The organism is Pseudarthrobacter adonitolis (assembly GCF_055412845.1).
On sequence record NZ_JBVAYW010000010.1, the window covers coordinates 27081 to 45403 of the forward strand.

The following is an 18323-nucleotide window of genomic DNA, read 5'->3' on the forward strand; positions in this document are numbered from 1 at the left end:
CATGACACACACAACGAAAACCACCTCCCGACGGCTGGCTGCCAGGACTGCGGCAGCAACCGTCACCCTCTGCCTCGCCACGGGAGTGGGCGGAGCGTACGCCTACTGGGCCACGGTGGGTGCCGGATCGGGTGCCGCCGCCAACGGCACCATGGCCGCCGTCACTGTAGAGGCACTCGTGGCGGGCGACAGCCCGCAGAACACCCTGGTCCCGGGCGGCACCGCCGATGTTGCGGTCCGGGCACACAACCCCAACGATTACGCCGTGCAGGTTTACGCCATCCGCAGCAACGGGGCGGCGACGGCCGACGCCAACCACCCTGGCTGCACCACCACGGGCGTGACTTTCGTTGAGCCTGAGGCTCCGCTGGCCCCAATAGTCAGCATTCCGGCGAACTCGTCCGTGGAGATCACACTGCCGGGCGCCGCCGCCATGTCCGCGGCGTCATCGTCAGGCTGCCAGGGCGCAACGTTCAGTTTGCCCCTCACTTTGGAGGCACGGAAATGAACCGCCCCATCCAGAACCTGCAACCTGCGCGGCAGCCGCGGGCGCTCCGGAGGGCCCGCATTGCCGGCGTTGTGGCGGCGGCACTCGTCATTTCCTGGGGCGCCCCGGCCGCCAACGCCTACTGGCAAACCCTCAGCAGTTACGCCCATGGTGCCAAGGCCGATTCCATCCTTGGGGTGGCCGCGCCCACGGCGTCCACTTCGGGAGGTGCCGCGGCGGTCAGTTGGACGCAAAGCACGACGGCGGCGGGCCGGCCGGTCTCCGGCTACACCGTTGCCCGCTACTCGACGGCGACCGGCGGTGCCAAGGTTGCCGCCGGCGGAGCCTGCGCGGGAACCATCGCTACGCTGACCTGCAGCGAGGCTGAACTGCCCGCGGGCACCTGGTACTACACGGTGACTCCGGTTCTGGCAGCGTGGACTGGGGTGGAAAGTGCCCGCAGCGCCGGTGTCACGGCCGCGGATACGACACCGCCCACCGCGCCGACGATCAGCGCTCCCGCGATCGTGAACATCGCGAACGTTACCAGCGTCCCAGTCAGCGGAACAGCAGAAGCTGGCTCGTCCGTGACCGTTACCGTCAGGGATGCAGGAGCTGCACACACGTCCTCGCAGACGCTGACTGCCGACAGCTCCGGCCAGTGGACGGCTGCCAACTTCAACCTGACGTCGTTCAACAATGGCACGATCACCTACACGGCCTTGGCAACTGATGCGGCAGGCAACGTCAGCGATCCTGGAACTGCGACGTCGACCAAGGACGCGGTGGCACCCGCCGTAGTGAGTGTTTCCCTCTCCAACGGCGGAACCCAGTTCACGCCTGACCCTGGCGACAAGGCCGTGCTGACATTCTCGGAGCCGCTGCTTCCCTCGACCATTTGCGGCAATTGGACGAACACTTCCGGCAGCCAGACGGTGTACGGTACCGTCACTATCGGCGCTGGCAACGCCCTGAGCTTCGCCGCGACCGACCCTGGCTGCCCTTCTGTCAGGTTCGGGTCGGTGGCACTGAGCAGTAGCTACTCTGCGGGAGGTGCTCTGACGTTCAATTCGTCTCTGACGTGGAACTCTGGCACACGTCAACTCACCGTCACCCTTGTTAGTTTGACTGGCGGCATTCCGGAATCGAAGACCGGGAACGTCACGCCAACCTACACTCCGCCCTTCGGGCTGACGGACAGCGTTGGCAACCTCCTGCCTACTGCGCCGTTCGCCGGGTCCAACTCCCGGTTCTAACCCCCCAATCCAACGCCAGCCTCCAGGTGCCCTCCCGGAGGCTGGCGTTGTGCTGCGACTTATGGGCAGAATGAGGCACACGTTTGGCGCTGCCAACGGTGGACCCGAGACCAGCCGGCAAGGACGCCGCGGAGGGACAGGAACATGACCAGACTGCTCATCATCGGGCCGCCCGGATCGGGGAAAGGCACCCAGGCAGTGCGCATCGCACGGCACTTCAACATCCCGACCGTATCCACGGGCGAAATCTTCCGGACCAATGTCAGCCAAGAGACACCGCTGGGCCTTGAGGCCGCCAAGTATCTCGACGACGGCGCATTTGTGCCGGACCATCTCACCAACGCCATGGTCAAGGACCGGCTCCTCGACGCCGACCTGCAGCCCGGTTTCTTGCTGGACGGATACCCACGTACAGCTCCCCAGATCATGGAACTCGATAACATACTGGCTTCCCAGGGCCACCGCCTCGACGCCGTGGTGGAACTCCGCGCACCGGATTCCGAACTTGAGCAGCGGATGCTGCAGCGGGCCAAGCAACAGGGCCGGAAGGACGACACCATCGAAGTCTTCCGGCACCGGCTGGACCTCTACCACCGCGAAACCCACGAGGTCGTGTCGGTCTACGCCGGCCGGGGCGTGGTGGTTTCGGTGGACGGTAGCGGTAACCCCGGCGCCATCACCACACGCGCCATTGCCGCCGTCGAAAAGTTCCTGGCCGCCCGGATGTCCCCATGAGAATTGCAGTGACCGGCGGAAGCGGAAAACTGGGACGGCATGTGGTCCGCAGGCTGACCGACGACGGCCACCAGGTGCTGAACCTGGACCGTGCGGGGGAGCGGCATCGCGGGTTGGCCGTTGTGGACCTGCGCAACTACGGCCAAGTCCTTGACGTGCTCCTGGGTCTCGACGACCGGCACTCCGGGTTCGACGCGATCGTCCACCTGGCAGCCATTCCGGCGCCGGGCATGAGTCCGGATGCCGCTACGTTCGAGAACAACATGCTCTCCACCTACAACGTCTTCCAGGCGGCCCGGCGGGCCGGGATCAAGAAGGTGGTCTATGCCTCCAGTGAGACGGTGCTGGGACTGCCGTTCGACGTCGACCCTCCCTACATCCCGGTGGATGAGGAATACCCGGCCCGTCCGGAAAGCACGTATTCACTGGTGAAGCACCTCGAGGAGCAGATGGCGATCCAGCTGACGCGCTGGGACCCGGAATTGAGCATCACGGGCCTGCGGTTCTCCAACGTTATGGACCCTGAGGACTACGAACGGTTCCCGTCGTTCGATGCTGACGCCACGCTGCGCAAGTGGAACCTCTGGGGCTACATCGACGGGCGCGACGGCGCGCAGGCTGTGGCTCGTGCGCTGGAAAACGGCCAGCCCGGATTCGAGGCTTTCATCGTCGCGAACGCGGACACCGTCATGACGCGTTCCAGCGCCAGCCTTGCCGCGGAGGTATTCCCCAACGTCACGGTGACCAGGGAGCTGGGCGAACACGAGACCATGCTGTCCATCGACAAGGCCAAGCGCCTGTTGGGATTCGAGCCTGAACACACGTGGCGTTCATACCACTCGAACCGCACCACGCCCACGGAGGACTGAAGCCGCCGAAGACTGAACCACGGAAAAGTGAAACCGAGGTCAGGCCACTGAGGAGGGCGGTCCCTCAGGATTTCCGCAGACGCCGCAGGGTTGGCGCAGGATCGGCTCAGTTCCCGGTCGCGGTGGGTGGCGGGCTCCTAATCTGGTCATGGGCGGGGATTTTCTGCCGCCAGTAACAGTCCAGACCGCCATGCTAGGACCCCACCATGCGCACCTTCCGTTTTGTGCTGCCCGCTGCCACCATGCTGATTTGTGCGGTGGCCCTGACCGCCTCGGGCCTGCCCGCCGCGGCCGTTGAACCGGCCGTTGCACCGGCCGGCAACGAGGCAAGCGTCCGCTACCTGGTCCGCTACGCCGCGGAAACGGACGTCCCTGCCGAGGCAGCACGGCTGAAGTCCCAGGGCCTCGGCGTCGGCCGATCCTTTACGCATGCCCTGCGCGGCGCCGAGGTTACCGCGACGCCGGCGCAAGCCGCGGCATTGTCCCGCTCGGCGCGCGTCGCATCCATAGAGGTGGACGCCCCCATCACCCTCTCCGCGACGCAGCAGCCCGCGCCATGGGGGTTGGACAGGGTGGACCAACGGGCCCTGCCGCTCTCCGGTTCCTACACCTGGACCGCCGCCGGCGCCGGAGCCAGCGCGTACGTGGTGGACACCGGCGTGCTCGCCTCCCATACCGAGTTTGCCGGCCGGGTGGCAGCAGGCTGGACGGCCGTGGCCGATGGCCGCGGCTCCGGCGACTGCAACGGGCACGGCACGCACGTGGCCGGAACGGTGGCCGGGAGCACCTACGGCGTGGCCAAGGCGGCGACGATTGTCCCCGTCAGGGTCCTGGACTGTACCGGCTCCGGCTTCAATTCCGACGTGGTGGCAGGCCTGGACTGGATCGCCGCCAACCACGCCGCTGGAGCGCCCGCCGTGGTCAACTTGAGCCTGGGCGGAGTGGCCAGTTCGGCGGTGGATTCCGCGCTTCAGGGTGTCATCAACGACGGCGTCACTGCAGTGGTTGCCGCCGGTAACTCTGCCGCGGACGCCTGCGGCAGCTCGCCGGCGCGGCTCCCTGCTGCGGTCACGGTGGCGGCCAGCGATTCCGCCGACCGTCAGGCTTCCTTCTCAAACGTCGGTTCCTGCGTGGATCTGTATGCCCCCGGCGTCGGCATCACCTCCGCGTATTACACTTCGTCCACGGCAACTGCCTCCATGTCCGGCACGTCCATGGCAGCGCCCCACACGGCCGGCGCCGCGGCGGTGCTACTGTCGCAGAACCCGTCCCTCACCCCGTCCCAGGTCGCGTCGGCGTTGACCTCGAACGCTACCGCCGGAGTCATCACGGGCGCCGGAGCGGGCACGCCGAACCGCCTGCTGTACGCCACGGCGCCGGCTGCGCCAGCACCCGCACCTGCGCCGGCCCCCACTGTTGTCGCCAAATCACCCGGCGCGAATTCGACGGCGGTCCCGCTGGCCAGCAACGTGACCGCCACGTTCAGCACTGCGGTCCAAGGGGTTGGCGCCGGATCATTTGTGCTCCGGAACGCCGCCGGCTCCGCCATCCCGGCAACAGTCAGCTACAACGCGTCCACAAAGACGGCCACCCTCGATCCGTCCGCTAACCTGGCCACGGATGGCACCTTCACTGCCACGCTCGTGGGCGATTCCACCGCCATCCGGGACGCCGCAGGCACGCCGTTGGCCAGCATGAGTTGGACGTTTACCACCGGCCCGGCGCCCACTGTCACGGGGTTCACGCCCGGCAGCAACTCCATCCTGGTCAGGCGGAACAACAACCTTTCGGTGACCTTCAGCGAGCCGGTCCAGGGCGTCAGCACCGGCACCTTCACGGTGAAGAACGCCGCCACCGGGGCAGTGGTCCCGGCGGCGGTGTTCCGCAACGGCAGCACCAACCAGTGGATCCTTGATCCCCAAATGACGCTTTCCGCGAAGACCAAATACACGGTCACCGTCATTGGAATCGCGGCCGGCGTGCGTGACCTGGCCGGCAATCAGCTGGCCACCAAGACGTGGCAGTTCACCACCGGTTCGTTCTAACCGTTAGGCAAGGAAGGGGAGTCCGACGGCGGCAGGTGACTGCCGCCGTCGGACTCCCTGACCCGTCATGGGGATGAGTCTGGTGCCCTCGCCGTGTGATGCTTGGACCAGATACGGCCCATCTCCTCGGTGGACTGTTCCACAATCCTGCTCATGGCAGTATGGGCTGCGGTGGCCTCACCGCGCTGGACGGCGCTGGCCACGTCCACGTGGAGCTGGAGCGCCTCGTGCTGCGGCAGGTGCGGCATTAGGCCATGTTCGGTGCGGCCGGTGAGGACCTCTGCCACAAGATTCTGGAGCTGGGCAAGCATGGCGTTGCCTGAGGCATGGAGCACCGCCGCATGGAACTCCACGTCCAGCCGGAGGAATTCGTCGCTGTCGCCGCGCTGGCCGGAGGACCACAGCCGCGCGGCCAAGGAAACCAGATCGCTGCCAGCATCCCAGGACGCCCGTTCGGCCGCGAGCCGGGCGGCCTGCGGTTCGATCGCGCCGCGGAGTTCGTTGAGGGCCTGCAGCTGCTCCAGCCGCCGGGACGAGGCCAGCCGCCAGCGGATTACCTGGGGATCGTAAAGGTTCCAGGCCTCTTCGGGTTGCACCACGGTGCCGAACCGCCTGCGGGATGCCAGCATGCCCTTGGATGAAAGAACCCGAGGTGCTGGGGGATCACCGCGATGTGGCGGTGGACTTCCATGGCCGCTTCAGTCTGGCCAACGCCCGGCGGGTGGCGCCGCTGCTGGAGCCGTACCGGCCGTTCTTCCTCGAAGAACCTGTGGTTCCGGAAAACACGCACCTGCTGCGCGAATTCACCTCCTCAACCACGACGCCGGTCTCCACCGGTGAGCGGCTCTACAGCCGGCAGGAATTCCTGCCCGCCTTGCAGGCCGGCATTGCCGTGGCCCAGCCGGACCTGTCGCACGCCGGCGGCATCACCGAGGTCCGCAAGATCGCCTCGCTGGCGGAAATCTACGACGTCCAGCTGGCCCCGCACTGCCCGCTGGGGCCGCTCGCCCTGGCAGCGTGCCTGCAGGTGGGCTTTGCGACGCCCAACTTCCTGATCCAGGAACAGAGCATCGGAATCCACTACAACCAGGGCGCCGAAGTCCTGGACTACGTGGTGGACAAGTCGCCGCTGAAGTTCGTGGACGGCCACATTGAACGGCTGACCGGTCCCGGCCTCGGCATTGAAATCGACGAGGCCGTGGTCCGCGCGGCAGACAAGCGCGGCCACACCTGGCGCGGGCCGGTCTGGCGCCACTCGGACGGAGCGTTTGCAGAATGGTAAACAACATTTCTGACAGCACGGACATCACGCCCGAAGGCCTGCTGGCCGGAATCCACGAGGCGCGGCTCGTGGGAATCGTGCGCGGCACGGACGGCAAGGCCGCCGCGAAGGCTGCCCTCGCCGCGATGGCGGAAGGGGTCCGCTTCGTCGAAATCGCGCTGACCACGCCGGGGGCGCTGGAGGCCATCCGGGAGGTCCGCGCTGCGGCACCGGCGGGCTGCTACGTCGGCGGCGGAACCGTTTTGACCGCGCAGGACGTGGACAACGTCGCCGAGGCGGGCGGCCAGTTCATGGTGACGCCCTCGTTGGCTGCATCCATCCACGAATCGGCGCGGCAGGGAATCCCGGTCCTGGCCGGGGCCCTGACGCCCAGCGAGGCGTACGAAGCGATGAACCCCGGGGCCACAGCCATCAAGCTGTTCCCCGCCTCCATCGGCGGCCCCGGCTACCTCAAGGCGCTGCGCGATCCCTTCCCCGGGATCCCGTTCATCGCGGTGGGCGGAGTGGGCCTTGACGAAGCGGCGGGCTACTGGGAAGCCGGGGCGATCGCCGTCGGGCTCGGCGGGCCGCTGTTCGGTGAGGCTGGCTCCGGCGGTGACCTCGCCCCGATGCGTGGGCGGGCCCGCTCGTTTGTGGACCTGGCGGACTCCTTTGCCCGCCGGACCGCCGCAGCGGGCGTGCGGTGAGCGCCGCCGTCGACCTTCTGACCTTCGGCGAATCCATGGTGTCGCTGCGGTCCGCCGGGCCGCTGTCCGCCGGCGGCAGCCTGGCCATGCATGTGGCCGGTGCCGTATCGAACGTCGCGGTGGGGGTCGCCCGGCTTGGGCACAGCGTCACATGGGCCGGTGCAGTTGGTGCCGATCCGCACGGCGAATACATCCTGCGGCAGCTGCGCTCCGAGGGCATCGGGACGCAGTGCCGGGTGGACCAGTCCCGCAGCACGGGCGTGATGTTCCTCGAACAGCGGACCGCGGACGTCACCCGGGCCTTCTACTACCGTTCGGGTTCGGCCGGTTCCACCGTCAGCCGGGACGACGTCGACAGTGCCCTCGCTGGCGGCCCGCGCGTGCTGCACCTGACCGGCATCACCCCCGCCCTCAGCCCCTCAGCCCGGAAGGCGTTTGAATACGCCGCCGAGCGTGCCGCTGCCGACGGTGTGGTGGTCTCACTCGACGTCAATTACCGCGGCCGGCTCTGGTCCCGGGACGAGGCGCGTGCCGTGCTGGGCCCCATCGCGCGGCACGTCGACATCCTGATAGCGTCCGACGACGAACTGGACCTTGTGGCATCCGCCGCCTCGCGCTGTGGCAGCTCCGAGTCCTTGGGGAACGACGACGCCGAAACCGCGCTCACTGCCTCGTTGCTGGAGCAGGGGGTCGGGGAAGTCGTGGTCAAACGGGGTGCCGCCGGCGCCGGCGTCCACACCGCCTCCGGACGGTTCGAGGCGCCAGCCGTCACGGTGACAAGCATAGATACCGTGGGGCCGGGGATGCCTTCACCGCCGGCTACCTCTCTGCCTTGCTCGACGGCGAGGACGTTGCCGGCCGCCTGCATCGGGGCGCCGTTATGGGGGCTTTCGCCGTCAGCACCGCCGGCGACTGGGGAGGCCTGCCCAGCCGAGCCGAGCTGGCAATGCTGGGCGCCACCGTCAGCGGAACGACCCAGCGGTAGCGGCGTTTCCGGCGCCATGGTGGCCTTTCACTGATCCGGCGCCCTGTGGGAGATAGGCTCTGTTTACTATTCGCTTGGGGAGGACGGTTCGGTGCCAGTGCAGCAGAAGCGGAACGTTGCCATCTTTCTGGACATGGAGAACCTGTTCGGCGGATACGGGAACCACGTGTCGGCGGTGCCCCTCGCCAAGGTTGTCCGGGACATTGAAGCTGAAGTGGTCAGCAGCGGACTCGGCGGTCAGATGGCCCTTGCCCGGGCATACGCCAACTGGTCGCGGCCGGACATGACCGGGTACAAAAACCAGCTGCTGGCCAGCAATATCAAACCCGTCCAGGTTTTCTCGTTTGACCACAGCACCAAGAACGCCGCCGACATTGAGTTGGTGGTGGACGCCCTGGAAGTTGCGGCGGACATGCCCTGGATTGAACTCTTTGTGATTGTCAGCGGCGACGGCGACTATGTGCCGCTGATCCGCCGCCTCCACGCACTGGGCAAACGGTCGCTCGTGGCCACCACGTCGCAGCCGGCGGCCGGCACCGTCAACAAGCTGCTCCCGTCGGTGGCGGATCACTTTCACGTGATCGACGTACCGCCGCCGGTGGCAATCAGCGCCCCTGCAGCGATCACGATGCCTGCAGTCAAAAAGGCTGCGGCCAAGAAGGCTGCCCCCGCCAAGAAAGCTGTGCCCGCCAATATGGCCCCAGCAGACCACCCGGAGTTCAAGCTGTACCGGGCCAGCGTCCATGCCCTCGTGAAGGAGGATCCAACCCTGTGGGTCAATGGCCAGGTAAACGCGCCGCGGCTGGGCACGCTGCTGCGCAAGCGTTGGCCCGACGTCACCTACAGAACGTTCGGTTTCGCCACTCTCACGAAGTTTGTCGAGGAATGCTGTGGCCTGAAAACCGCCAAGCCTTTGGCGGCGGCCACCAGCCAGTAGACGGGAATTACGGCACCGCCACGCTCAGAGGTGCAGTTCGAACTCGGCGTGCCCGTGCCGGATCCCGTTGATTTGCAGCTCCAGCGCGTGGACCCCCGGGTGGTGCACTCGCGTGGTCATCTGCCGGAAGGCATGACGCTTCGACAACGTGCGGGTCTCACCGGCGGCGAGCGTGAGTGCCGCGATCTTGAAGACCTTTCCCGATTGCCTGCCGTTGGCTTTGACGTAGTGGACCACGTAATCAATGGCGAGCCGGGCATCGCCGTTCCCGGTGTTGGCGATCTCGAAGTCGAAGTCCAGTTCTCCCGGCATGGCCACCGAGTTCCGGGCTAGCCGTGGCCCCGTTACAGCGAGCGAGGCCGGGACGAACCCCTGCAACGCCAGCGCTCCTGGGTGCGCGTTCTTGATCAGGGTCCGCAGGCCGTGCCTGACCACCCAGGCTGTGTTGCTGTCCGGGGCGCGAAGCCAGCGCTCCGCCGTCGTCACCACCAGCCCGGGCGCGTGCCGCGCAAGATCGTTGAGATGGTTCGCGACCGAGCGCCGCACATAGTCCGAGGGGTCGCGGTACAACGCGTCCAGGATTGGGAGGGAGGCCTCCGGACTAAGAACGACGGCGGGAACCCGCACCGCCCAAGGGAGGTAAGGCCGCGTCCCCTCGCTGGCCAGCCGGCGGACATGCTCATCCGGATGGCCGGTCCAGGCCTGGATAACCTGCAGTGAACGCTCCAGGTCCGCCGCCAGGAGCCGACGGATGGCGAACTCGCCGGTCAGTCTCGGGGTCAGTTCGGCCAGCAGGGCCAGGCAGTCGTCAAAGTCGCGGCGGGGATCCGGGTCGGCATCTGATTCAAGAGCCAGCGTGACGGCGGCCTCGGAAACCGGCCAGAGGATCCAACCCGTGAAACCGGCTTCGGAAAGGGCGCTCCGGAAGATGCGTGCCGCCGTCGGATATCCCGGATCCGGATGCTGCCGGATGTCCGCCAGCAACGCTCCGGTCACCGCATCCGTCCGGCCCCGCAGGCTCAGCTCATCCAAACGCGCGGCGGCAGCAGCGACCGACGGCCACTCGGATCCGGGAGCCGCCTCCGCCAGGATCCGGGCCAGTGTTTCTACGCCCTGCCGGTTGATCAGCTCATTCATCGCGCCCATTGAGTCAGGTTACCCCGGCACGCTCACAGGCGCGGTGGGGGGAGGCCAACCCCGCGCAGAAGGGATAATCTTCACCCTAAGCATTCCTCAACGGCACGGACGGAAACACGGTGGCAGAGCAGGCGCGAAAGAACAGTTTTTGGCGGACCTTCCATGACAAGTTCGTGGTGGAGGAACGCTACATGGAACCGGCCGCCCGAAAGGGCCTTTACCGCATGGCTGTTGTGCTCATCGGCGTAGGTGCCCTTCTGTTCATCGCTACCCTTGTGGGCGTGCTGCAAAGCAACACCGCGCCCTGGGCCCCGGACGAATCCACCCGCGACTGGCTGCTTTCGCTCCGGTCAGAAACCCTCACAGCCGTGATGATCTTCCTCGCCGTGATCTTCGGTCCCGTGGCCCTTCCCATCATCGTTCTGGTAGTGACGGTGGTCTGGGGTTTCGCGGCCAAGCACGCGTGGCGGCCCATCGTCCTCGCCGCAGCCATGCTAACCGGCGTCTTGATTTCGCAGATCATCCTGGCGATCGTCAAGCGCTCACGCCCGCCGGTGGAGCTCATGCTGTTCGGCGCCGACCACACGTTCTCGTTTCCGTCCGGCCATGTGCTGGGTGCCTGCGACTTCCTGCTGGTGACAGCCTTCCTGGTCTTTTCGAGACGGGAACACCCGAGGTCGGCCGTCATCGGCTTCATCGGCGCGGGCATCGGCATCGTCCTTGCCGCCCTAAGCCGCCTCTACCTCGGTTATCACTGGCTCAGCGATGCGCTGGCCTCGGTCACCCTGTCCCTGGTGATCCTTGGTGCCGCAATGGCACTGGATACCTGGCGGACTGCCCGGATTCCGGGTGAGCGGATCACCGGTGAGCTTTCCAAAGGGACGCCCCGGGAGACTAGCTGACATGGCAACCGAGGCGGACGTCCGGAGGATGTGCCTGGCCCTGTCCGGCGTCACGGAGCGCAGCAGCTGGAACCAGCCCGCCTGGTTCGCCAAGACCCTGATGGCCAGGATCTGGGAAGAGGGCGTGCTGACGGTCAAGAGCGACGAGCGCGAGGCCCTGGCCGGCACCGATCCGGCAACGTTCTTCTGGACACCTCATCACGAACGCTCGCCGCAGCTCGTGCTGGTCCGGCTGGACCTCATCGGCACCGAGGAACTGGCGGAATTGCTGGAGGAGTCTTACCGGCTGGCGGGCGGGCGCAGGTCCTGACCGGCTGCAGGACGCTACTTGTCCGGACGCGACCTGGAGCGTTTGAGCGCGCGGTGCAGTTCGGCATTGGCTGCCTCGAGCTCCAGGACCTTGGCGATGCCGGCCAGATTGAGCCCCTGGGCCAGGAGTTCCCCGATATACAGGAGCAAGGCGACGTCGGCATCACTGTACTGACGCGTGCCCCCGGCCGTTCGCTCCGGGAGGATCAGGCCTTTGGTCTCGTAGAGCCTGATGTTCTGCTGCCCGGTTCCTGTCAGCTTTGCCGCCACAGAGATGGCATAGAGTGCCTGCCCGGCCCGTGGACCCGGTTTCTGTCCTGGTGTTCCACTGACCGCGTCCACTCTAAAATTCCCTCCCCGTGATGTTGCATCAGTCTTGCACGAGTGCTATAAAAAATCTATATCCACCAGCACATATAACCGATGGTGGGTAGATGAACTGGATTCAACATCTCAACTGAAGGAGTGGGAAATGATGTTGATGCGTACGGACCCGTTCCGTGAGCTGGACCGGCTCACCCAGCAGGTCTTCGGAACCGCAGCCCGGCCGGCCGCCATGCCCATGGACGCCTGGCAGGAAGATGGCGAGTTCGTGGTGGCGTTCGACCTCCCGGGCGTCAACGTCGATTCCGTGGACCTCAACGTTGAGCGCAACATACTGACTGTCCGGGCGGAGCGCCAGGATCCCACGCAGCCCAATGTGGAGCTGGTGGCCTCAGAGCGTCCGCGCGGAGTGTTCAGCCGCCAGCTGATCCTGGGTGACACGCTGGACGCGGACAACATCAAAGCCAGCTACCACCAGGGTGTCCTGACGCTGCGCATCCCGGTGTCGGAGCAGGCTAAGCCGCGCAAGATCGAGATCGAAAACAAGCAGGGGTCCCTGCACGAGATCGGAAAGTAGATCCGGACCCAGGGGCGCCGGCTCTGGCCGGCGCCCCTGCACCTTTCCGGTCAGAACTACCGAGACGTACCGCCATGACCAGCCAGCCCGACTACTACGCCGCCCTGCGGCTGAAACCCGCGGCCAGCCAGCAGGAGGTCTCCCATGCCTACCGGGCGCTGATGCGCACCCACCACCCCGACGTCGACGGCGGCACAACATGTGACCGCGACAGTCAGGATGGCGAGTTGCTGCAGATCATGCAGGCCTTCGCCGTCCTCCGCGACCCGGCGCGGCGCGCCGCCTACGACCGGAATCGCGTGGAAGCGAAGGCGTCGGGCACCGCCCCGACCGTCATTCCGGTCCGGAAGATACGCAGCCGCGGGATCCCAACCGGCACCAGCATGAGGGTCACGCCGGTGCGCTGGGAAAGCGGGCCGTGGCGGTGATGGAGGGGCTCCATGGATGGACCCCGTTGACAGCCAAGACCGCGAGGAGGCGGAGGAAAGAATGAACGAGTGGCGCCGCTACGACTCCCACCTGATTCCTGCGTTCCACGAACGCTTTGAACAGCGGTGGGGTGAAGACACTGCACCGTTCCTGGACCCGGAAGCGTATGAGGAGCCGCTACCGCGGGCTCAGTGGATCAACCCGAACACCGGCGCGGCCTTGGCAGTGGTCCCGGTATGGACCGCCCAGGACGAACAGCAGCGGTCCTTTGGAGTGTTCTACCTTCCGCCCGCCGGCGATATTTGGGTCCTCCGGCCCGGATACACCGGTTACCTGGAGCCGGCCGACGGCGACACAGAGCAACTCGTCACGCTCCGGAACGATGCTTTCCGGAAGGCCGTGGCGCACGCCAAGGAGTTCCTCTTCGGCTCACAGTGAGACGTCACCGCTGCCCAGCAGGCTGCGGGTGAGGGTTTCGGCGTCGGCCAGCAGATCCTCCACCGCCGCCCCCAGATGGGAATCAGACACCGGTGCATCTTCCAGCGCCGCGGCCACCACAGCCCGGCGGACCAGTTCCCGGGCGAAGGATGCGGTGGTTCCCGCCGTCCGTTCCGCGGCAGCATCCAGTGCCGCCGGGCTGAACGCCACCAGGCGGCCGTACAGTTCCAGCAGTCGGACTCGCTCGGCATGGGCCGGCAGCGGGATCTCCACCGCGAGGTCCACCCTGCCCGGGCGCTGCGCCAGGGCCCGCTCCAGCATGTCCGGCCGGTTGGTGGTGAGCACAAACGCGACGTCGGCGTCGTTATCCAGGCCATCCATGGCGTCCAGCACCTCAAAAAGCAGAGGCTGGGGCCCGTGCCCGAAACTCCGGTCCTCGGCAATAAGGTCGCAGTCCTCCAGCACCACAATCGAGGGCTGCAGCGCACGGGCCATACGGGCCGCCTCGGAGATCCTGGCGAGCGAACCGCCCGAGAGGAGGATCGCCGTCGAGCCTTCACTCTGGCTCAGCAGGTGCCGTACGGTGTGCGTCTTGCCGGTCCCGGGCCGGCCGTACAGCAGGATGCCGCGTTTGAGGTGCTGTCCGTGCTGCTTAAGGGACGCCCGGTGCGTGGCGATCCCCACGGTGTGGTCCGCAACCTTCTGCAGCAGTCCGTCGGGCATGATGACGTCCGACGCCGGGAGGCTGGGGCGGTGGTGGAACGTCACGCCCGCGGTGCTCGGCCCATACTCGGACATGACCAGGGAGATGACCTGCCCCTTGAGGACGCTGTTGTTGTCCATCCGAAGGCGGAACTCCGCCAGGAATTCCGTGGCTGTTCGCGGCCCGGTGGCCAGCACTTCCAAGGTGGCGGTTTGGCGCCCCGTCCGCGGGTCCGCGTCGCGCTGCAGCACTGCCAGCCGGTGCCCTTCGTAGATAAAGAGCCAGAGCCCAATCGCCACCGCTTGGCGCTGCGCACCAGGTCCTACGGCAAGGTTTGTGTAGTCGGGCTGGGATAGCGGAAACTGGGGAAACAGCTGCGATTCCTGCACCATGTCGCTGAGTGACTGGTGGTGCCGCTGGGCGCCGCCGATGCCCACCAGTCGGCTGTCCGGATCCTGACCGGCAAACTGGGCCATCAGGATGTCCGCGTCCACAAACCGGTGCGGCGGGATGTTTTCCACCACCACGGAGAGGCCTTCGGCCGGCTCTCCCAGGTGCTCCGTTAATGCTTCCAGCAGCTGCTTGCCCGCCTGCTGCCGGTGGTTTCCGGTCTGGGCCAGCTGAACGAGCTCGGAAAAATCGTCGATGAACTTCCCCAGTTTTTCATCCATGCACAGACCCTAGCAGGGGCCCTCGTCAGCCCCGCTCCCGTGTGCCATTCTGGGACGTACCCGTTCCACGCTTTCTCGGTCATGAAGGACTGAATCCATGCATATTTCCGCCAAAGACCTGGCCGCCCTCATCCCTGCGGACTTCACGCTGGGGGTGGCCACTGCAGCCTTCCAGATCGAGGGCGCGCTCACCGAAGACGGCAGGGGCCCGGCGGGCTGGGACGTGTTTTCGGCCAAGGAGGGCGCCATCGTGGACGGACATAGCCCGGCCGTCGCGTGCGACCACTATCACCGCATGCCCGGCGACGTGGCCCTCATGAAGCAGTTGGGCGTCGACTCGTACCGGTTCTCGCTGTCCTGGCCGCGGATCCAGCCCAACGGCAGTGGCCCGGTGAACCCTGCCGGTCTGGACTTCTACGACCGGCTCCTGGACGAGCTCCTGGCCAACGGGATTTCGCCCATGGTCAGCCTCTATCACTGGGACACTCCGCTGGCACTGGACGACGCCGGCGGCTGGATGAATCGCGATACCGCCTACCGCCTGGGGGAGTTCGCCGCGATCGCCGCTGCTGCGTACGGCGACCGGGTCGCCCGCTGGGTAACCGTCAACGAGCCCGCCACGGTCAGCACCAACGGCTACACCATGGGCCTGCATTCGCCGGGCGAGGCACTGATGCTCAACGCGTTGCCCACCGTGCACCACCAGCTTCTGGGCCACGGGCTCGCGATGCAGGCATTGCGGGGAGCGGGGGTCCCGGGCGAGATCGGGATGACCAACGTGTACTCGCCCATGGTCCCGAACTCCATCAACCCCTTGGACCGGATCAGTGCCGGGCTGATGGACATCGCACAGAACCGGCTGTACGCGGACCCCGTCCTGACGGGCAAGTATCCGGATCTCATCCGCGCCGCGAAGTTCTTCGGCTCGTTCGACCACCCGGACGAGGACATGGAGATTATCTCCCAGCCGCTGGATTTCTACGGCCTGAACTACTACATGCCCACGAAGGTGGCTTTCGGTCCTGGTGAAGGGGCTGTGCCGGCGAGCATGGCGGAGGCCATGGGCAGTGACCTGAGTGCGGCCGGTAATGGCTCCACGCCGTTCCATGTCGTGGCCTGGCCCGAAGCGGACATCACCTCCTACGGCTGGCCGGTGAAGCCCGAGTACATGGCGGTGGCGTTGAAGGAAATGGCGGAGCGGTACCCGCATCTGCCGCCGGTGATCATCACCGAGGGCGGGGCCAGTTTCGAGGACATCATCGTCCGCGACAAGTCCACCAACACCGCCCTCATCCCGGACGAGCGGCGCCTGAAATACCTGTCGGACCACATCGAGTCAGCGCTGAAGGCCACGGCCCCGGGCGGTGACGCAGAGGGCATTGACCTGCGGGGCTACTATGTGTGGTCGCTCATGGACAATTTCGAATGGTCGGCAGGCTATAATCAGCCGTTCGGGTTGCTCCATGTTGATTTCGAGACCCTGGAGCGCACGCCGAAGGCGTCCTACTTCTGGCTTCAGGAGCTCATCGAGGAGCGGAACCTTGCCGCGGCCGCGAGCACCGCCGTCGCGCAGGCGATGGAACCTGACGCAATGGAAGCGCCCGACGACGGCGTGACCGCCTCGGGTGCCACCGCCTAGCCTGTCGTGGCCACGGGCCCCGCAGTCTTAAAGCAGGTCTAGGACCCTGAGCTGTTTGGCCATTCCCGCGCCATCCGGTGAATAGATCCACGGCACCACCGAGGTGGTGTGGTCGCCGCCCTCGGAGTGCCCGCCGGCGAAGACGGACTCGCTGACGGAGAGTTGCCGGATGGCGATGGCGGCCACTTTGTCGGCGTTTTCCTGTGCAAAGCCGGAGTAGATCTGTTCGTCGTGTTGGCCGTTGTCGCCGATCAGGAGCCAGCGCATGTCCGGGAATTCCTTGGCGAGGCGCTCCAGGTTGCGGTGCTTGTGCTCCTGCCCGCTGCGGAACCAGCGGTCCTGGGTCAGGCCCCAGTCGGTGAGCAGGAGGGCGCCGGAGGGATACATGTTCCGGTTCAGGAACCGCGCCAGGGTGAGGGCAGCATTCCACGGACCCGTGGACAGGTAGATGACCGGTGCGTCCGGGTGTTCAAGGGTGAGCCTGTCCAGCAGGACCGCCATCCCCGGCGTGGCCATCCGTGCCCGTTCGCTGAGCACAAACGTGTTCCAGAGTGCCAGGAACGGCCTGGGCAGTGCGGTGACCATGACGGTGTCGTCGATGTCGGACACGATGCCGAACTTCGCGTCGGCTTCGATCACTCGGATCAGCGTATCCACGGGTTCGGTCCCGTCAGCCCGCAAAACGGCGGTGTGCCAGCCCGGCGAGAGCCGCACGTCCACCACGGTGTCGATGAGCCCGCCCCGGTCCGCCTGGACTCGGGTGGTGACGCCGCCGATGGTAATTTCCACCTCGATGAACTGCACCGGAACGCTGGTGAAGGCCCGCCAGCCGCGGACGTTTTGCGTGCCGTTGCGGGCTGCGTGCTCTGCCCGGCTGCCCGGGGCCGGGGTCGTGGTCAACAAGACGCGGCCAAGCACGCGTACCCAACCTGTTGAACCGTAGCCCTGGTACGCAATGGTCTGCGGCGTGAAGTTCCAGCGCTTGGCGAGGCGGACGCGGACGCCGTTGACGGCGTCGGAGATCCGGTGCGCCAGACGGAAAAGCTGGGTGCCGGACATTGGTGCTGGGTGCGGAGTGTTCTGCGGTGCGTTCTGAGGAGCCCTGTCCATGCCTACCACTCTGCCACAGCGCAGCCGCGCGTTGGGCACGTCATGCGGTCCCGCGGTATTGCGTGACGTCAGCCTTCACCAAGGAGCCGGCGGACGGTGTCGGCGTTCCGCACGGCGTTCCCGCCGCCGTCGTTGTTGAAATAGGCATAGACGTCCTTGCCGGCCGCCGACCATTCGCGGATGCGGTCCACCCACCACTGCAGGTCCGTGTCGGAGTAGGAGCCGCCGTAAAGGTGCTGATGGTCCGGCCCGTGGAGCCGGATATAGACGAAGGGCGCCGTGGCGCGGAGGTTGCAGGGCAGCTGCGCGCCGCTCATGATGCAGTAGGCGGCCCCATGCCGTTCCAGCAGGGCATAGACATCCGGATGGTCCCAGCTGGGGTGCCGGAATTCCACGGCCACCCGGATCCACCACGGGACCGCGGCCAGGAAGTAGTCCAGCCGGGCATCATCGCGTTCCAGCTGTGGAGGCAGTTGGACGAGCAGGACGGCCCGTTTATCGCCCAGTTCATGCCAGCAGCGGGCAATACGCTCCAGCCAGACTTCCGGGGCGTACAGCTTCTTCCCGTGGGTCAGGCCGCGCGGGGCCTTGACGGACATCGCAAAACCGTCCGGCAGCCTGCGCCGCCAGCTGGCGAACGAGGTGTCCCGCGGCCAGCGGTAGAAGCTGGCATTCAGCTCAACGGTGCCGAACCGGCAGACGTAATGCTGGAGCCTGTCGCGGGCGGGGAGGCCCGGGGGGTACAGCACGTTCTCCCAGTGGTCATAGCTCCAGCCGGAGGTGCCGATATGAACCGCCATGC

The 18323-nt window shown here is 66.4% G+C and carries 21 protein-coding genes; 15 read left to right on the top strand and 6 right to left on the bottom strand.

The features are described from left to right. Position 1: 1 nt before the first annotated feature. The 5 genes from ACZYZ4_RS11885 (at position 2) to ACZYZ4_RS11905 (ending at position 5392) form a co-directional block, all read left to right on the top strand. Positions 2-508 (top strand): hypothetical protein, encoded by a 507-nt coding sequence (locus tag ACZYZ4_RS11885; protein WP_463861079.1) that lies wholly within the window; start codon positions 2-4, stop codon positions 506-508. Continuing rightward, positions 505-1743, top strand: coding sequence for a hypothetical protein (locus tag ACZYZ4_RS11890; RefSeq protein ID WP_463861081.1), 1239 nt, complete (start codon positions 505-507; stop codon positions 1741-1743). Before ACZYZ4_RS11885 ends, ACZYZ4_RS11890 begins: the two co-directional genes overlap by 4 nt. Before the next feature lie 144 nt (positions 1744-1887). Beyond that, positions 1888-2478, top strand: a complete 591-nt coding sequence (locus ACZYZ4_RS11895) for an adenylate kinase (protein ID WP_463861082.1) — start codon at positions 1888-1890, stop codon at positions 2476-2478. Then, the gene (locus ACZYZ4_RS11900) at positions 2475-3347 is read left to right on the top strand and encodes an NAD-dependent epimerase/dehydratase family protein (RefSeq protein WP_463861084.1); all 873 of its coding nucleotides are present in this window, start codon (positions 2475-2477) and stop codon (positions 3345-3347) included. Before ACZYZ4_RS11895 ends, ACZYZ4_RS11900 begins: the two co-directional genes overlap by 4 nt. 206 nt (positions 3348-3553) lie before the next feature. Next, a complete protein-coding gene (locus tag ACZYZ4_RS11905) occupies positions 3554-5392 on the top strand; it encodes a S8 family serine peptidase (RefSeq protein WP_463861086.1) in 1839 nt (612 codons plus the stop codon). Positions 5393-5457: 65 nt separating this feature from the next. Here ACZYZ4_RS11905 and ACZYZ4_RS11910 read toward each other — a convergent pair whose 3' ends face one another. Next, on the bottom strand, positions 5458-6021 hold the full coding sequence (locus ACZYZ4_RS11910; protein WP_463861088.1) for a FadR/GntR family transcriptional regulator: 564 nt from the start codon (positions 6019-6021) through the stop codon (positions 5458-5460). Between the two features lie 8 nt (positions 6022-6029). On the opposite strand from ACZYZ4_RS11910, the gene ACZYZ4_RS11915 reads away from it, so the two are divergent. Genes ACZYZ4_RS11915 through ACZYZ4_RS11930 form a run of 4 tightly spaced genes read left to right on the top strand, consistent with a single transcriptional unit; the run spans position 6030 to position 9282 of the window. Then, positions 6030-6674: an enolase C-terminal domain-like protein gene (locus tag ACZYZ4_RS11915; RefSeq protein WP_463861090.1), complete on the top strand. Its 645-nt coding sequence runs from the start codon at positions 6030-6032 to the stop codon at positions 6672-6674. Next, positions 6668-7360 (top strand): bifunctional 4-hydroxy-2-oxoglutarate aldolase/2-dehydro-3-deoxy-phosphogluconate aldolase, encoded by a 693-nt coding sequence (locus ACZYZ4_RS11920; RefSeq protein WP_463861092.1) that lies wholly within the window; start codon positions 6668-6670, stop codon positions 7358-7360. Before ACZYZ4_RS11915 ends, ACZYZ4_RS11920 begins: the two co-directional genes overlap by 7 nt. Next, positions 7357-8379 carry a sugar kinase gene (locus ACZYZ4_RS11925; RefSeq protein ID WP_463861094.1) on the top strand — a complete coding sequence of 341 codons (1023 nt, stop codon included), beginning with the start codon at positions 7357-7359 and terminating at the stop codon, positions 8377-8379. Before ACZYZ4_RS11920 ends, ACZYZ4_RS11925 begins: the two co-directional genes overlap by 4 nt. Before the next feature lie 57 nt (positions 8380-8436). Next, entirely contained in the window at positions 8437-9282 is an 846-nt protein-coding gene (locus tag ACZYZ4_RS11930; RefSeq protein ID WP_463861096.1) for an NYN domain-containing protein, read from the top strand. A 24-nt stretch (positions 9283-9306) separates the two neighbouring features. Here ACZYZ4_RS11930 and ACZYZ4_RS11935 read toward each other — a convergent pair whose 3' ends face one another. After that, complete coding sequence (locus ACZYZ4_RS11935; RefSeq protein ID WP_463861097.1) at positions 9307-10428, bottom strand: DNA alkylation repair protein; 1122 nt, start codon at positions 10426-10428, stop codon at positions 9307-9309. 110 nt (positions 10429-10538) lie between these two features. Here ACZYZ4_RS11935 and ACZYZ4_RS11940 point away from each other — a divergent pair, with 110 nt between their 5' ends. After that, positions 10539-11321 (top strand): phosphatase PAP2 family protein, encoded by a 783-nt coding sequence (locus ACZYZ4_RS11940; protein WP_463861099.1) that lies wholly within the window; start codon positions 10539-10541, stop codon positions 11319-11321. A gap of 1 nt (position 11322) precedes the next feature. Continuing rightward, positions 11323-11631: an MmcQ/YjbR family DNA-binding protein gene (locus ACZYZ4_RS11945; protein ID WP_463861101.1), complete on the top strand. Its 309-nt coding sequence runs from the start codon at positions 11323-11325 to the stop codon at positions 11629-11631. A gap of 14 nt (positions 11632-11645) precedes the next feature. Here the strand turns inward: ACZYZ4_RS11945 and ACZYZ4_RS11950 are convergent, their stop codons facing one another. Next, positions 11646-11972, bottom strand: coding sequence for a MerR family transcriptional regulator (locus ACZYZ4_RS11950; RefSeq protein WP_463861103.1), 327 nt, complete (start codon positions 11970-11972; stop codon positions 11646-11648). 133 nt (positions 11973-12105) lie between these two features. Here ACZYZ4_RS11950 and ACZYZ4_RS11955 point away from each other — a divergent pair, with 133 nt between their 5' ends. The 3 genes from ACZYZ4_RS11955 to ACZYZ4_RS11965 all read left to right on the top strand — a co-directional run bounded on the left by ACZYZ4_RS11955 (position 12106) and on the right by ACZYZ4_RS11965 (position 13398). Beyond that, complete coding sequence (locus ACZYZ4_RS11955) at positions 12106-12531, top strand: Hsp20/alpha crystallin family protein (protein ID WP_463861219.1); 426 nt, start codon at positions 12106-12108, stop codon at positions 12529-12531. 74 nt (positions 12532-12605) lie between these two features. Next, complete coding sequence (locus ACZYZ4_RS11960; RefSeq protein WP_463861105.1) at positions 12606-12959, top strand: J domain-containing protein; 354 nt, start codon at positions 12606-12608, stop codon at positions 12957-12959. 61 nt (positions 12960-13020) lie between these two features. Then, complete coding sequence (locus tag ACZYZ4_RS11965; RefSeq protein WP_463861220.1) at positions 13021-13398, top strand: hypothetical protein; 378 nt, start codon at positions 13021-13023, stop codon at positions 13396-13398. On the opposite strand, the gene ACZYZ4_RS11970 is transcribed toward ACZYZ4_RS11965, so the two are convergent. Beyond that, positions 13390-14772, bottom strand: a complete 1383-nt coding sequence (locus ACZYZ4_RS11970) for an AAA family ATPase (RefSeq protein ID WP_463861107.1) — start codon at positions 14770-14772, stop codon at positions 13390-13392. The genes ACZYZ4_RS11965 and ACZYZ4_RS11970 overlap by 9 nt on opposite strands. A gap of 97 nt (positions 14773-14869) precedes the next feature. Between ACZYZ4_RS11970 and ACZYZ4_RS11975 the strand changes: the two genes are divergently transcribed. Continuing rightward, positions 14870-16411, top strand: a complete 1542-nt coding sequence (locus ACZYZ4_RS11975; protein WP_463861109.1) for a GH1 family beta-glucosidase — start codon at positions 14870-14872, stop codon at positions 16409-16411. Positions 16412-16438: 27 nt separating this feature from the next. Here ACZYZ4_RS11975 and ACZYZ4_RS11980 read toward each other — a convergent pair whose 3' ends face one another. Both ACZYZ4_RS11980 and ACZYZ4_RS11985 read right to left on the bottom strand, forming a co-directional pair. Beyond that, positions 16439-17521: an App1 family protein phosphatidate phosphatase gene (locus ACZYZ4_RS11980; protein ID WP_463861111.1), complete on the bottom strand. Its 1083-nt coding sequence runs from the start codon at positions 17519-17521 to the stop codon at positions 16439-16441. A gap of 68 nt (positions 17522-17589) precedes the next feature. Further along, complete coding sequence (locus ACZYZ4_RS11985; protein ID WP_463861112.1) at positions 17590-18321, bottom strand: DUF72 domain-containing protein; 732 nt, start codon at positions 18319-18321, stop codon at positions 17590-17592. Positions 18322-18323: the final 2 nt, after the last annotated feature.

Excerpts from the sequence above, each read along its gene's own strand:
- ACZYZ4_RS11885 (WP_463861079.1), top strand. The coding sequence starts at position 2 with ATGACACACACAACGAAAACCACCTCCCGACGGCTGGCTGCCAGGACT.
- ACZYZ4_RS11890 (WP_463861081.1), top strand. The coding sequence starts at position 505 with ATGAACCGCCCCATCCAGAACCTGCAACCTGCGCGGCAGCCGCGGGCG.
- ACZYZ4_RS11895 (WP_463861082.1), top strand. The coding sequence starts at position 1,888 with ATGACCAGACTGCTCATCATCGGGCCGCCCGGATCGGGGAAAGGCACC.
- ACZYZ4_RS11900 (WP_463861084.1), top strand. The coding sequence starts at position 2,475 with ATGAGAATTGCAGTGACCGGCGGAAGCGGAAAACTGGGACGGCATGTG.
- ACZYZ4_RS11905 (WP_463861086.1), top strand. The coding sequence starts at position 3,554 with ATGCGCACCTTCCGTTTTGTGCTGCCCGCTGCCACCATGCTGATTTGT.
- ACZYZ4_RS11910 (WP_463861088.1), bottom strand. The coding sequence starts at position 6,021 with ATGCTGGCATCCCGCAGGCGGTTCGGCACCGTGGTGCAACCCGAAGAG.
- ACZYZ4_RS11915 (WP_463861090.1), top strand. The coding sequence starts at position 6,030 with ATGAAAGAACCCGAGGTGCTGGGGGATCACCGCGATGTGGCGGTGGAC.
- ACZYZ4_RS11920 (WP_463861092.1), top strand. The coding sequence starts at position 6,668 with ATGGTAAACAACATTTCTGACAGCACGGACATCACGCCCGAAGGCCTG.
- ACZYZ4_RS11935 (WP_463861097.1), bottom strand. The coding sequence starts at position 10,428 with ATGGGCGCGATGAATGAGCTGATCAACCGGCAGGGCGTAGAAACACTG.
- ACZYZ4_RS11945 (WP_463861101.1), top strand. The coding sequence starts at position 11,323 with ATGGCAACCGAGGCGGACGTCCGGAGGATGTGCCTGGCCCTGTCCGGC.
- ACZYZ4_RS11955 (WP_463861219.1), top strand. The coding sequence starts at position 12,106 with ATGTTGATGCGTACGGACCCGTTCCGTGAGCTGGACCGGCTCACCCAG.
- ACZYZ4_RS11960 (WP_463861105.1), top strand. The coding sequence starts at position 12,606 with ATGACCAGCCAGCCCGACTACTACGCCGCCCTGCGGCTGAAACCCGCG.
- ACZYZ4_RS11965 (WP_463861220.1), top strand. The coding sequence starts at position 13,021 with ATGAACGAGTGGCGCCGCTACGACTCCCACCTGATTCCTGCGTTCCAC.
- ACZYZ4_RS11970 (WP_463861107.1), bottom strand. The coding sequence starts at position 14,772 with ATGGATGAAAAACTGGGGAAGTTCATCGACGATTTTTCCGAGCTCGTT.
- ACZYZ4_RS11975 (WP_463861109.1), top strand. The coding sequence starts at position 14,870 with ATGCATATTTCCGCCAAAGACCTGGCCGCCCTCATCCCTGCGGACTTC.
- ACZYZ4_RS11980 (WP_463861111.1), bottom strand. The coding sequence starts at position 17,521 with ATGGACAGGGCTCCTCAGAACGCACCGCAGAACACTCCGCACCCAGCA.
- ACZYZ4_RS11985 (WP_463861112.1), bottom strand. The coding sequence starts at position 18,321 with ATGGCGGTTCATATCGGCACCTCCGGCTGGAGCTATGACCACTGGGAG.